The following is a 13,498-nucleotide window of genomic DNA, read 5'->3' on the forward strand; positions in this document are numbered from 1 at the left end:
TACTCATATTCTCTGAAAATAGTTCCCTCAGCCGAAGTGCATCTACTTTATTCTCTCTGCATAGTCAGCTCTATCGGTTCATTATCATCCATCGTGGCTTGATATAATGTAATATTTCCATTCTGCCGCTCTGGTGTATCTTCATTAACCTGAAAATTTTCATCCAAAGAGACAGTCCAGGCAGCCTCGTTGTTTTTTTCTAAAACGACAGCAAGCGTTCCGAACTGATGGATATCGTCCCATTCAAAATGTTCGGATTCGCCATCAGCTGTGATAGAAATCCCTTCTGTATCACTGACCAGCTGTACGTTTTCCCCCTGCCAAGTACCGTGAAGCTCAGCACCTACATAATAGTAGCTCGTTCCGCCTCCGCGATCTCCATAGGTAGCGATAAATTGCTGCGTGTTGTTATCAACAGTTTGATACGTAACTGCCGCCGCATCATTAGCCAGCCATTCTACTTTAAAGTCTCCTTTTACTGGAGACCGCAGTCTTTCTTCCGGCCGACCAATAATACCGAAATAAGGCCGATAATAAACGACCTCAGTCGTCTGCAGATTTTCTTTAATAGATAAAACATTTTTCCGGTCGGGAGACAGACTTGTTACGCTTTTAATCAGGTTATTACTATTGAAGAGCATGATAAGCTGTACCACGATGAGAAGAAGTACAATACCTGAACCAATGATTTTCAACCTTCTTGTCGTGGAAATAAAAAGAAAAACCCCAGACGTGAGAAAACCCATACAGGCGATATTGATAATGTAAAAAAGCCTGTGATCAAGATAATCAATTAAACGGCTGGACCGGATAAAGAGGTAGCCCATCTGCAAACAGAAAAAGCCAATTGCAAGAAGTAATAAAATAGCACCAATGATTTTTTGCCACTTTCTATCTTTATTCTGACGCTGTTTCATCAGGATCCACCTCCTCTAAAAAGTCCCATGTTTCTCCATTGTCTTCAGATACAAATTTTCCTTTTACGAAACCGCCGGCATAATCGCCATTAGGGCCCTGGTTCACTAAAACAGTCAATTGGTCTTCTTCCTGTACGGGGGTTTCGGCGATAACAAAGACATGATTGTATTCCTCAGGAATATGAAATGCAGCTTCTTCCCAGCTATCTCCGCCATTTTGTGTCACATAAAGCATTGGTTCTGCGGGATCAATGGTTCCAAATGATAAAAAACCTGTTGATTCATCTACAAATCCGCCGTCTGCAATCATTCTTGATACTCCTGAATTATTGGTCTCCTCCCAAGTTTCTCCGCCGTCATGGGTTAGGAAGACGGTAGAAAATTCCTGAGACATCGTGCGATCACCCGAAACGATGACATAACCAAATTGATCATTTACAAAATCAACTTTTCTAAAACGCATTGCTGGAAAAGCATCGGTTATTTCAGACGTTTCCCATGTCGTTCCCTGATCTAAAGAATAAGTGAGAAAAATGCTTCGCAGACGTTGATTTGATGATTCTGCATGTAAGAAGGCAGCCCGGTCTTCCGTCAGTATATAGCTGTGCTCCATCAATTGTTGCTTGTTTCCTTGATATTCTCCGGAAAATAGCTGTTCTTTCTCGACTGGTACGTTCACCCAATCTTCCCCCTGATTATAGGTGAGACGCAGCTCATCGTTTTGCAAGGAATAACTAATGGAAGCTTCATAATCAACTGGGCGCAGGGCGTCAGCTGCTGGTCCTCCAAGTGCTGAAACAGTGGTATCGTCTATTTCAGAAAATCCTGGTGGAGAGGTTATAAAAAAATCAGATTTTTGGTAAACGAAAATACTGATGATAGTTAATAAGGCAATCATTAAAGCAGATATACCAAGTACAAAAGATTTCACGAAGAAGACTCCCTTTGGACGATTTATTTTTAAATGAAACATTCATTCTAAATTAGAACACAAAAAAGTATAACATAGTTAAAAAGATGAAATATATGTGTAACGAAAAAACTTCTTTTATTTTTTAACGGCTCTTCACCAAAATCTATGGGTGACATAGTAGATATAAATTTGCTGTAAGCGACCGCTACGGAAATACACTACGCTTTCCATGGGCCCCGAGCTCATCTCCTTTAAAGAAGACTTGCTGATTGGCAAGCCGTCAGGCGCAGACAGAAGCAAAGTCGCACTTATGCCCCGCGGGTAGAAAAAAAGAAGTTCGCTTTTTTTCTGCGGGGTCTTCACACTGGGACTGGGACTGGGACTGCGATTACTCGCCCCACCGAAAACCATTGCGCTTTCCCATAGGAGTCTACGTGTATTTCCTCCGCTAGCTAGTTGCTTTTATCACATTTAATTATATTTTCCAACCATAGATTTTGGTGTTGATCCTTTTTAACAAAACTATTTTTCTTTCTGGAGTAGGTTATTTGTTAAAATAATAGCATGAAAAATATCGTGTAAGAGAGGGAAGGATTTCCGATTACACATACAGCAATAAATGGAGGAGGAGCGGCATGCTATTACCTAAAAGTAACCAAGAACTGGATTTGCATGTAAGCAGGGTCGAATTAAAAGTAACTTCAATTTATAAGTTGCTCTATCAGTTAAATGATTTGATTCTCGGACTCGTCTTTTTGACTGGCAGCTTTCTGTTTTTCAGTGACAATACAATGTTTGCCGGGACCGTTTTGTTTGTGATCGGAAGCATTCAGATGCTGGTACGTCCAATCATTTCGATTATCCATGATTTTCATCTGTCTAAGGTGAAACAAAAGCAGAAGCGGGATAAAAACATTTGACTGATGATATAGCAGCTAAACATGATTTTAACTGCTATATCATTTCTGTTCTTTAAAACCACTTTTTTAATTTGAAATAAATGATTAACCCCATGCTGATAAGCAGCATAACAACAAGCACTGCAACGTACCCATAATCCCATTGCAGCTCCGGCATATGCGAGAAATTCATGCCATAAATACCGGTAATTAACGTGAGCGGCAAAAATATAACTGAAACGAGAGTTAATATCTTCATTACATTATTTAAACGGTATGAGCTTAACGAATCATAATTATCGCGGATATCACTGGTCATTTCCTGTGCAGATTTAATGATGTTCATTTGTTTAATAATATGGTCTTCAATATGATGAAGGTAGAGCCGCTGTTTCTTGGTTTTGGTGAAGGCTGTTTCATCTTTTAAATGCTGTATCAATTCCTGCATCGGCAGAATAACACGCTTTAATTTAATCATCACCGCCCGGATTTGAAAGACGTCCTCCATCAGCTTATTATCGGCTGTATCATTGACATGCCGATCTTCAAAGGAAAATACTTCATCTTCTACGTGGTACACGTATTCAAAATAGCTGTCCACAATAAAATCTAAAATAACAAAAGCGACATCTGCCGGAGTAAGAGGCTGGGACGGATAGCGTTTTTGAATTTCCTCTCCGATAGTGCCCAGCTTGTTTAGATCATCCTGATGATAGGTTACAAGAATATGATCTTTCATAAACAGGTTTACCGCCCGTGCGCGATAATCATCTGCATTAACAAGATGACAAACTAAAAAGTGGTATTCTGGGTATTCTTTCAGCTTGGGCCGTGACACTGTTTTAATCGTATCCTCAATGGCCAGCGGGTCAAAATGAAATTGGGTGGTAAGCAATTCACTTTCCTCTGTACTGGCTTGTACAAAATCATACCAAATAAAAAGGGCATCACTGGGAACCGTTGCATCACTTTCTGCCTGCTTCCATTCTTTTGAAGCTGTTTGGTAATGTATTGAGATGGGCATAATGAAACTCCTTTTTTGCACTTTTTAAAAGTATATAATAAAAGATAATTATATGGAAAGCGGATAAAGTATTAATTTTAAAGCTGTGTGCCAAGGTTACGGTTATATTACCATCGATGAATTTAAGTAGACAGGAAGGCGGTAAGGGCTTATTGATAGTAGATTGATAACCAATTTTCAACTATCTAGGAAACTGCTATAATAATGAGAGCGTTTTCGAGATTTGATTAAAACGGAAGGGAGCATTATCATGTTTGAATTATTAATTACGTTAGTAGAAAGAGTTGGAATTATTGTAACAATAGCCTTTGTGCTGACAAGGTTTCGCTTCTTCCGGAAAATGTTTTATCAGGATCAGCTGAATCGTCAGCAGCATCTTACAGCTATTCTTTTTTTCGCCTTTTTTGGGATTATCGGTACATATACAGGGCTGAATGTAAATACGGACAGCCTGCAATTTAACCGTTGGGCAACGGACTTGATGTCAGAAGAAGCGATTGCAAACGCAAGGGTTATTGGCATCGTTATCGCTGGGTTACTCGGAGGGCCTAAGGTTGGTATTGGAGCCGGGGTGATTGCCGGAGTTCATCGCTTTACGCTGGGAGGGTTTACAGCAATAGCCTGTGGTGTTGCCACAATGATTGCAGGAATTATTGCAAGTCTGTTCTATAAGAAAAATAAACGGATTAAACTGCAAACCGCTTTTTTTGTGGGGGCGATTGCTGAGGCAGTACAAATGCTGGTTATTCTGGCTTTAGCCCGGCCGATAGAGCAGGCTTGGGCTCTAGTTAATTTAATTGGGCTGCCAATGATTTTAGCTAACGGCATCGGCTCAGTGCTTGTTCTGCTGGTTATTAAAAGTGTATTGAAGGAAGAAGAGAAAGCAGGTGCTGTACAGGCTCAAAAAACGTTGAGAATTGCAGATCAGACACTGACGCATTTACGTAATGGCTTGCAAATAGAAGCAGCAGAGGCAGTTTGCCGTATTATTCATAAAGAGTTAAACACAAGCGCTGTATCCATCACAAATAAGACAGCTATCCTTGCACATGTCGGACTTGGACACGACCACCATCAGCAGGAAAACCCAATTCAGACAAAAATTACTGCAGAAACCATAGCAAGCGGGAAAATCAAAATGGCAACAGCGGAATCGATTCATTGTACAAACCCAGATTGTCCGCTGGAAGCTGTTATGATTGCTCCTCTTAAAGAACAGGGTGAAATTATAGGTACACTAAAATTTTATTTTCAGTCAGAAAATGACTTGACCAACGTTAATATGGAATTGATTACAGGGTTAAGCTCCATGATCAGTCATCAGCTGGAAATTGGTCAGGTAGAACGTGTATATCAGCTGGCCAAAGAAGCAGAAATAAAAGCGCTTCAGGCTCAGATTCATCCGCATTTTCTATTTAATACATTAAATACAATTGTATCACTTATCCGTCTTCATCCGGGGAAAGCTCGGAAAATGCTGATTTCCCTGTCTCATTTTATTAGGCAGAATCTATCCGCTACCACACAAAAAATAACGACTTTAGACCAGGAATTAAAACAGGTCCAGGCTTATCTGTCCTTGAATGAAGAAAGATTTAAAGATAAGTTAACGGTGAATTATCAAATTGATGAGAAGGCGCTATCGGAAGTGATTCCGCCTTTAACCCTGCAGCCAATCGTTGAGAATGCAATCATGCATGGGTTTAAAGATAAAGAAAGCGATTGTGTCTTAGAGGTTACGATGAAAAAACACCCAGACAGTGTTTATATCGGGATTAAGGATAATGGCATGGGGATGAGTGAAGAAGCAGCAAATCAAATACGTCAAGCACCGATAGATTCGACATCAGGAAATGGCTTAGCGCTTTACAATGTAAATCGGCGGCTGCGTATTCTGTTTGGCGAGGAAGCGTTACTTCAAGTAAGAACCAACGAGGAAGGGACCAATATTTATTTTGTCCTGTCGCATAAGGAGGAAGAGAAGCAATGGATCAGTTAATGCAAGTGCTTATCGTTGATGATGAACCATATAACCGGGAAGAATTAAAGCATTTACTAAGTGAATTCACGCAAATACAATCTGTTCAAGAAGCAGAATCAGGTGAGGAAGCTATCATGAAGACTATGCAGCATCAACCGGATGTTATTTTCTTAGATGTTGAAATGCCAAAAGTGAGCGGAATGGAAGTAGCGAAGGCGATACAAGAACTGAAAAAGCCGCCGCTGGTCGTTTTTGCTACAGCATATCCGCAGTTTGCTGCAGAGGCTTTTCGCTATGATGCTGTAGATTATTTACTGAAGCCTTATGATGAAGAACTGTTGAAAGAAACAATCGGGCGGCTGGAGAAAAAACGTGGTGTGAAAGAGCAGACAAATCAAGGGAAGGAACGTGGAAAGCTGGCGATAGAAGTGGAAGGAGATATTCACTATATAGATCTGAAAGATATTTTATATATGTCACGAATAGAAAAACGGACAAAATTAATCACAAAGCAGGGAGAATTTGATACCAAAATGCCGCTGAAAGAACTGGAAAATCGCTTGTTAGCGTATGGATTTTTCAGAATTCATAAAAGCTTCTTAGTTAATCTGGAGCATATTCAACGATTAACTCCATGGTTTAATGGCGCTTATCATTTGCAATTAGAAGGAAGTAAAGACACGCTTTCTGTCAGCAGAAATTATATAAAAGCCTTACGTGCTAAATTAGAAATCTGATGCTTTCTTTCAATGCATCTTAATTTCTTGAAAGAACATCATAACGCTTAAAAATAACCTTTTGTTCCTGATTTCCCCTTCTCCTGTTTTGTATATTCTATACTTATTGAAAACGTATTCATTAATGGTGGTAGAGGGGGAGAAAATTTTGTATACATTTCTAGCAGGAATTGTTTTATTAATTATCGGTTATTTTACGTATGGGAAATTTATTGAGAAGCTTTTCGGAGTCAAAGAAAGCCGGCCGACACCTGCCTATGTGAACGGTGACGGCATGGATTATATTCCGATGAGTACACCTAAAAATTCGCTGATTCAGCTTTTGAATATTGCTGGTACCGGGCCGGTTTTTGGTCCGATTATGGGAGCGTTATATGGACCGGCAGCATTTATCTGGATAGCAGTGGGATGCATTTTTGCAGGGGCCGTCCACGATTATTTAACAGGGATGATTTCTATCCGCAATCGGGGAGCGCATCTGCCGGAGCTTGCGAGCAAGTTTTTAGGAAAGGTTATGAAGCATGTCGTTAACGGCTTTGCAGTCCTTTTACTATTGCTGGTTGGTACGGTATTTGTTTCTACACCAGCAAGTCTGCTTCATTTATTGGCGGACGGGCGTGTCGCCCTAGGTATCTTTATTGCATTTATTTTTGCTTACTATATTTTGGCTACGATGCTTCCAGTCGATAAAATTATCGGCAGACTGTACCCTTATTTTGGAGCATTGCTTTTATTGAGTGCAATTGGTGTTGGAATTGGTTTAGTAGTAACGGGAGCACCAATTCCAGAGCTCTCTTTCCAAAATTTTCATCCTGAAGGGGCAGCTATCTTTCCATTATTGTTTTTTACTATTTCATGTGGTGCTTTATCAGGTTTTCATGCTACACAAACACCGATTATATCGCGGACAACCAGAAAAGAAAAAGAAGGACGTAAAATTTTCTATGGCATGATGATTGCAGAAGGGATTATTGCAATGATATGGGCTGCAGCTGCCATGAGCATGTTTAACGGCTATAATGGATTGAATGACATTTTAGCGGCTGGCGGACCAGGAGCCATTGTAAGTGAAGCTTCCACTACGCTTCTGGGAGCAATTGGCGGAACACTAGCCGTGCTGGGTGTTATCATACTTCCAATTACTTCTGGAGATACAGCATTTCGCAGTGCGCGAATGATTATTGCAGACTACTTAAAAATTGGACAGAAAAAGTTCTCCAGCCGTTTGTGGATTGCCTTGCCATTATTTGCAGTATCGATGATTTTAACGCAAATTGATTTTGAATTATTGTGGCGCTATTTTAACTGGGCAAACCAGTCAACGGCAGTAATTGCTCTATTTGTTGGTTCGATGTATCTCTATATTGCAGGAAAAAATTATTTCGTCGCATTGATTCCGGGAACATTTATGCTGATCATGGTTATTACCTATATTTTGTCACAGCCAATCGGTTTTAATTTACCTATGAATATATCATGGGGAGGCGGCTTTATTGGAGCAGCGCTGCTAGTAGTTCTATTTTTTAAAGCAGCTGCAAAGGCACGTGCTAATAATATTCCGCTTGAAGTGGATGTCTCTGATTGGAAGCAAGCTTCTTAATTATAAAAAACAAGATGACTGGAAGCGGTTATCTTGTTCTTTTTTTATAAATTTTACAAATTCATTTCATTTTATTTAATTATTTGTGAATATTAACCATAATTATGAGGATATCCCTTAAAAATTAAAAGAATGCTTCTACTTCCCATTGAAATTATGTTACATTTAAACTAGGTAAAAAATTTCATGAAGAGGAGAGAGGATTTTGGATTTAGGGCAAAAACTTAAATTTTTACGAAATAAGCAGAATTCTACCCAGCATGAGATTGTTGAAGGTATTTGTTCTGTATCCTATTACAGCAAGATTGAAAACGGTAATGTCGTTCCTAATGAAGAGATTCTACAATTGCTTGCTGGACGGTTTGGAATCGCCCCTGAAGAATTAGTACAAATAGAAGAAGTGGTGAATGTTCAGGTTGTTCAAGAAGCAGAGAATATCTATAATTTGATTAAAGAAGACCAAGCTGCAGCCAAAGAAGCTTATCAATCATTTTTGGAAGACTTCGAAAATTCATCAGATCCTGGTATCAGACTGCTGATCAGCTTAATAGAGTTGCGATTTGCTTTAAGATTTTCAACAATAGAGGAAATTGAAGAAAAATTTCAAGAGGCAGAATCTTTACAAGATTATAGTAATTTGAAGACGATGCCTTTATTTAATAGAGTTTGTGGCTTATACTATTATGAAACAGGTGATTACGATGCTGCATTAGAGTTATACCTGGGGCTGGCAAACTCTTTAAATTATCCGTATAAAGCAGATATTCACTATGAACTTTCTTTGGTTTACAACCGGAAAGGTAACATATATAAATCGATTAAGCACTTGGAAAAAGCTTTAAATGAGTATTTACAGGAAATGAACTATGATAAATGTACAGTTTGTTATTTTTTGCTGGGTATTAACTACTTTAAGATGGGCAATTATGACGAAGCGATTGATTATTATGATCGTATAGAGAAGGTTATAGAGGATGATAAAAATTTACTTCGGAAGGTCTATCATAATCTGGGACTGGCCTTTGAAAAAAAGAAGGATATTGAAAAAGCAATTGACTATTATCAAAAAAGTTTCTCCGTCTCTGTAGAAGAACAACATAGTATGAAAACAATATATGCCTTAGCAAAATTGTACTTGAGCATGGAGAATAAAGAAAAAGCGATGCAGTATATTACGGAAGGACAAGAAGTGGCAGAAAAAAAGGGATTGGAAGAGTATATCATTAAGTTTCATGTACTTCATTTACAGTTGAATGAAGAGAATATTAAAGAATACTTAGAAACCATTGCCATACCGTTTTTGGAAAAGAAAAATGATAAAGAGTTTCTAATACATTATAATGTATTGCTATCTAACTACTATTCTCAAAATAAGCAATATAAACAGGCTTATTTTAAGATAAAAAATGTTTTGGATATGAAAGGAGGGATTTGATGAAGAAATTATTAATTGCTGCATTAGCCGTATTCGCATTTTTCAGTGTAACGATGTCTGTAAGCGCTGCAGACGAAATCGAGTACCCAGATTCAACGCATAGCCTTGATCCGAAAGATTTTTAAGAGAGTATGTGAAGGATGAAAAGCTGTCTTGTACCATTAGATTGGTGGAAGATGGCTTTTTTTTGCAGAGCAGATGAATTTGGATACTTTTTTAGGGAATAGATACATATCGTAAGGAAGCGTTGGAAGTTAGAGAGCGGTTTATCGAAAAAGAGATTGTTTTTATTTATATTTCATGGTAAAGTAATAATATTTCCGTTACAAATCGTAATGATTACGTTTTGGTGAATTATTTTATGGGGGGCGTTTAAAATGGAAAGCTACATAGAAGCAAAACTTTTGAATAAGGTGATCAGCCGATTTCTCTCAAACGAGGAGCAGTTATTATATGAAAAAGTAATAAATATAGAAAATATGATTTCTGAAAAAGCATTAACACCCGAACATTTTATAGATTTAATCCGAGCTGAATCTCCTCATAAGCATGTAGCTGAAGCGTTCAATTTATCCTTACATGAACTTTTGGAAGTGTTAAAAGAAATAGAAATAAAGATAGAGAAAAGAACGAAAATGATAAAAGCAGAAGCACGTTGGCTTGATTGTACAAATGTTGTTTCGACTGCCTTTGAAAAAAATGAACATAGAAAATATTTTTATACAGAAGGATTGTAATGAAAGGTAATAGAGAAAAACAACCATTCGGAAGCGGATATGGGAATCAAATAGGGAGGAATCTTAAGAAAAAATTTTAACTTTTCAACCGTAATGATTACGCTTTAGGGAAGGAGAGGAACAGGATGTATAAATGGATAGTGATTGGTGGAGGAATCCAAGGAAGCTGTGTTGCTTCCCGGCTGCTTGAAGAGAAAAAAGCAGAGGTAAAAGATGTACTGATTATTGATCCACATAAACAGCCATTGGAAAGATGGCGCACAATCACAGAGAAGATTGAAATGAAATATTTACGCTCTCCTTTAGTACATCATTTGCATACGGATCCATACAGTTTAAAAAAATACTCTTCTGAAAACAATTATGCCTCGGGTTTGAAAGGACAGTATCAGCGACCGCGTTTGGATATGTTTAATCAGCACAGTATGGATTTGTTAGAAGAAACAGGCGTCATGGAATGTTGGCTGCAGGGAGTGGTAAACGGACTGTCATGGACGGAACAGGGATGGGAGGTTTGGGTGGAAGACGGACGTTGTTTCTTTAGTGAGAGAGTGGTGCTTGCTATGGGAGTGAATCATACCCCTCATTATCCCTCATGGATTGACTCGTATAAGGATCATAAAGCAATAAATCATGTGTTTGAAATGGATAGCAGCCTTCCGGAAACGGGGGATGTGATTGTAGTTGGCGGCGGGATGACAGCAGCACATCTTGCCTATGCACTTACACAAAAAGAATCTATTCATTCTGTCACCATGGTGAAGCGGCATCCGTTACGTGTTCACCATTTTGATAGTGATCCAGGATGGCTCGGGCCTAAGTATTTGAATAAGTATCATAAATTGACCAGCTATAAGGAACGAAGGCTGGTTATACAAGAAGCAAGGAATCGAGGTTCCATCACCAGAGATTTATATTTAAAATTATTGAAGCAAAAGAGAGCAGGAAGGCTGGATATTCATACAGGCTGTATTCAAAAGATTAGAGAAGACACGGATGGAAGTATGCAGCTGTTTATGGAAAATGAAGCAACGCTGGAAGGAAACGCTATTTTACTGGCAACCGGTCCAGCCATTGCAATGCCGGGAAAGGAATGGTTAGATCCGGTAATTGAGCAGATGCAGCTGCCCTGCGCCCCATGTGGTTTTCCGATTGTTCCTAGATCGCTGGAATGGAAGAATGGTTTGTTTGTGGCAGGAGCGTTAGCTGAGTTGGAGATAGGTCCGGTTTCCAGAAATATTGCAGGAGCAAGGAAGGCTGCGGAACGGATTTTGCAGTTTGCTTAAGGAAATAGAATAGGGAGTTAGAACCGCCTCATTGCCTGTGGATTATTGTGTGAGGCGGTTTTTTTGGTTGGATGACGAGATGAAATTAGCTTTATTTTTATCATGTACCTAATGATAGCTAAAGATTCGCTTGAAAAATAATATACTTATTATTTACGCTTTTTCTTGCGATTAAATACAATTGTAGCTCCAATAATAGAAAAAATAAGCAAACCAATAAACCAGATAATCGTAATCCATACATTATTATGAAGGGGTGTTCCAGTGAGTAAACTGCGTAATGATTCTATAAATGGTGTCATTGGCTGATTCTCTGCAAAAGTATGGAGCCATTTAGGCATGGTTTCTGTTGGCACAAAAGCACTGCTTAAATAGGGGAGGAAAAGCATTGGAAATGTTATCGCATTAGCAGTCTCTACACTTTTTACAATAAGGCCAAACAGTACAAATAACCAACTAGCAGCGAACATAAATAATGCTAAAATACCGACAACTCCAAGCCATTCTAATAATCCAGCAGTTGGTCGGAATCCAATAATAACTGCTACGAGAATAGTAATGGCTGTAGCGAGCCCATTTCTAGCCATTCCTCCAATAACATGACCTGCTAATAAAGCGGAGGGAAGGATAGGCATCGTACGAAAGCGTTCAAATAAACCTCCAGTCATATCATCAGCAACTTCTACAGCAACAAGCGAACTCCCAAAAGCGACACATGTTACAATAACGCCTGGAACAACGTAATTTATATAAGATGTTCCTGTGTCTATTGCACCACCAAAAATATAAACAAACATAAGCATAAGCGCAATGGGGAGACCAATACTCATCATCAGTGATTCTATATTTCGGAAAATATGTTTTAATGTACGCTGTGTCATTGTCCAACTATCCAGAATAATCCAAGTCCATTTTGATTCATTCATAAAATTATCAGCTCCTTTCCTGTTATTCATACTTTTTGTTTTTTGTTATCTGCATAAATACATCATCTAAGGTTGGTTTACGAATACTTATCGAGGCAGGTTCAATTCCATTTTCATGAAGGAGTTGTAATTGTTCGCGCAAATTGTTTACGGATGATAACGGAACAAGAATAGTAAGATTCTTTTCATCTGCTTTTCCAGCCAAAAGCTGCTTGGCAATGGACCAATTTTCTTTTTGATTAGCAAGGTTAATTTCTAGTTTTTCCTCACCCACTAATTTTTTCAATGCTTCTGCTGGACCTTGTTCTACAATTTTTCCCTCATGTAAAATAGCAATTTTATCAGCGAGTTGATCAGCTTCTTCCAAATACTGCGTTGTAAGAAAAATCGTAACACCTTTATTGGAAAGTTCTTGGATAAGCTTCCACATGTTGTTTCGGCTTCTTGGGTCTAGTCCAGTTGTAGGTTCATCGAGAAAAATCACCTCTGGAGAAGCAAGCAGACTGATTGCGATATCGAGGCGTCGTCTCATTCCTCCTGAATATGTTTTTACAGATTTATTTGCTGCATTTACTAAATCAAACTGATGTAAAAGCTCGACGGTTCGTTTTTTTACTGTTTGTCTGTCTAAATGATTCAAGCGTCCCATCATCATAAGATTTTCTTTTCCAGTCAGTAATTCATCTACAGCAGCGTATTGTCCAGTTAAACTGATTCGTTTTTTTACGTTATCGGTATCTTTGCGTGTATCATATCCTCCAATCAGGACAGAGCCGCTAGTAGCGGAAATGAGTGTAGAAAGTATATGAACAGTAGTTGTTTTGCCGGCCCCATTTTCCCCCAATAAAGAAAAAACACTCCCTCGCTCTACTTCGAAGCTTATTCCTTTTAAAACAGAATGATTTCCGTATACTTTTTCTAAATCCTTCACTGAAATAACAGTTTCCAAACTAGAACCTCCTTTTTGTTGATTGACTAATTCAATCAATCAATAATTTATAATAAACTCCTCCTTTTGTCAAATCTTTTTTGGAGGAGTTTTG

13 protein-coding genes are annotated in these 13,498 nt (G+C 38.6%); 8 read left to right on the forward strand and 5 right to left on the reverse strand.

The window, feature by feature from the left end:
• Positions 1-47: 47 nt before the first annotated feature.
• On the reverse strand, positions 48-917 hold the full coding sequence (locus MKY45_RS02630) for a hypothetical protein (RefSeq protein WP_341172446.1): 870 nt from the start codon (positions 915-917) through the stop codon (positions 48-50).
• A complete protein-coding gene (locus MKY45_RS02635; protein WP_341172447.1) occupies positions 898-1,848 on the reverse strand; it encodes an oxidoreductase in 951 nt (316 codons plus the stop codon). The genes MKY45_RS02630 and MKY45_RS02635 overlap by 20 nt, the downstream gene beginning before the upstream one ends.
• A gap of 617 nt (positions 1,849-2,465) precedes the next feature.
• On the opposite strand from MKY45_RS02635, the gene MKY45_RS02640 reads away from it, so the two are divergent.
• Positions 2,466-2,750, forward strand: coding sequence for a YrhK family protein (locus tag MKY45_RS02640; protein WP_332093928.1), 285 nt, complete (start codon positions 2,466-2,468; stop codon positions 2,748-2,750).
• Positions 2,751-2,802: 52 nt separating this feature from the next.
• On the opposite strand, the gene corA is transcribed toward MKY45_RS02640, so the two are convergent.
• Positions 2,803-3,753 (reverse strand): magnesium/cobalt transporter CorA, encoded by a 951-nt coding sequence (corA, locus tag MKY45_RS02645; RefSeq protein WP_341172448.1) that lies wholly within the window; start codon positions 3,751-3,753, stop codon positions 2,803-2,805.
• Positions 3,754-4,003: 250 nt separating this feature from the next.
• On the opposite strand from corA, the gene MKY45_RS02650 reads away from it, so the two are divergent.
• From MKY45_RS02650 to MKY45_RS02680, 7 genes are all read left to right on the forward strand, one after another.
• Complete coding sequence (locus tag MKY45_RS02650) at positions 4,004-5,752, forward strand: sensor histidine kinase (protein ID WP_341172449.1); 1,749 nt, start codon at positions 4,004-4,006, stop codon at positions 5,750-5,752.
• Positions 5,740-6,471, forward strand: a complete 732-nt coding sequence (locus MKY45_RS02655) for a LytR/AlgR family response regulator transcription factor (RefSeq protein WP_193062686.1) — start codon at positions 5,740-5,742, stop codon at positions 6,469-6,471. The genes MKY45_RS02650 and MKY45_RS02655 overlap by 13 nt, the downstream gene beginning before the upstream one ends.
• A gap of 148 nt (positions 6,472-6,619) precedes the next feature.
• Complete coding sequence (locus MKY45_RS02660) at positions 6,620-8,071, forward strand: carbon starvation CstA family protein (protein ID WP_193062688.1); 1,452 nt, start codon at positions 6,620-6,622, stop codon at positions 8,069-8,071.
• Between the two features lie 205 nt (positions 8,072-8,276).
• Complete coding sequence (locus tag MKY45_RS02665) at positions 8,277-9,506, forward strand: helix-turn-helix domain-containing protein (protein ID WP_341172450.1); 1,230 nt, start codon at positions 8,277-8,279, stop codon at positions 9,504-9,506.
• The gene (locus tag MKY45_RS02670; protein WP_256705596.1) at positions 9,506-9,631 is read left to right on the forward strand and encodes a hypothetical protein; all 126 of its coding nucleotides are present in this window, start codon (positions 9,506-9,508) and stop codon (positions 9,629-9,631) included. Before MKY45_RS02665 ends, MKY45_RS02670 begins: the two co-directional genes overlap by 1 nt.
• Positions 9,632-9,883: 252 nt before the next feature.
• Positions 9,884-10,243: a hypothetical protein gene (locus tag MKY45_RS02675; RefSeq protein WP_193062692.1), complete on the forward strand. Its 360-nt coding sequence runs from the start codon at positions 9,884-9,886 to the stop codon at positions 10,241-10,243.
• A 125-nt stretch (positions 10,244-10,368) separates the two neighbouring features.
• Positions 10,369-11,529, forward strand: a complete 1,161-nt coding sequence (locus MKY45_RS02680; RefSeq protein WP_341172451.1) for an FAD/NAD(P)-binding protein — start codon at positions 10,369-10,371, stop codon at positions 11,527-11,529.
• 149 nt (positions 11,530-11,678) lie between these two features.
• On the opposite strand, the gene MKY45_RS02685 is transcribed toward MKY45_RS02680, so the two are convergent.
• Positions 11,679-12,455, reverse strand: coding sequence for an ABC transporter permease (locus MKY45_RS02685; protein WP_193062696.1), 777 nt, complete (start codon positions 12,453-12,455; stop codon positions 11,679-11,681).
• 22 nt (positions 12,456-12,477) lie between these two features.
• Positions 12,478-13,404, reverse strand: coding sequence for an ATP-binding cassette domain-containing protein (locus MKY45_RS02690; RefSeq protein ID WP_193062698.1), 927 nt, complete (start codon positions 13,402-13,404; stop codon positions 12,478-12,480).
• Positions 13,405-13,498: the final 94 nt, after the last annotated feature.

Origin of the sequence: Oceanobacillus sp. FSL K6-0251, from assembly GCF_038004725.1 — a bacterium.
GTDB lineage: Bacteria > Bacillota > Bacilli > Bacillales > Amphibacillaceae > Oceanobacillus > Oceanobacillus oncorhynchi.

Excerpts from the sequence above, each read along its gene's own strand:
- MKY45_RS02670 (WP_256705596.1), top strand. The coding sequence starts at position 9,506 with ATGAAGAAATTATTAATTGCTGCATTAGCCGTATTCGCATTTTTCAGT.
- MKY45_RS02630 (WP_341172446.1), bottom strand. The coding sequence starts at position 917 with ATGAAACAGCGTCAGAATAAAGATAGAAAGTGGCAAAAAATCATTGGT.
- MKY45_RS02685 (WP_193062696.1), bottom strand. The coding sequence starts at position 12,455 with ATGAATGAATCAAAATGGACTTGGATTATTCTGGATAGTTGGACAATG.
- corA (WP_341172448.1), bottom strand. The coding sequence starts at position 3,753 with ATGCCCATCTCAATACATTACCAAACAGCTTCAAAAGAATGGAAGCAG.
- MKY45_RS02640 (WP_332093928.1), top strand. The coding sequence starts at position 2,466 with ATGCTATTACCTAAAAGTAACCAAGAACTGGATTTGCATGTAAGCAGG.
- MKY45_RS02675 (WP_193062692.1), top strand. The coding sequence starts at position 9,884 with ATGGAAAGCTACATAGAAGCAAAACTTTTGAATAAGGTGATCAGCCGA.
- MKY45_RS02680 (WP_341172451.1), top strand. The coding sequence starts at position 10,369 with ATGTATAAATGGATAGTGATTGGTGGAGGAATCCAAGGAAGCTGTGTT.
- MKY45_RS02650 (WP_341172449.1), top strand. The coding sequence starts at position 4,004 with ATGTTTGAATTATTAATTACGTTAGTAGAAAGAGTTGGAATTATTGTA.
- MKY45_RS02655 (WP_193062686.1), top strand. The coding sequence starts at position 5,740 with ATGGATCAGTTAATGCAAGTGCTTATCGTTGATGATGAACCATATAAC.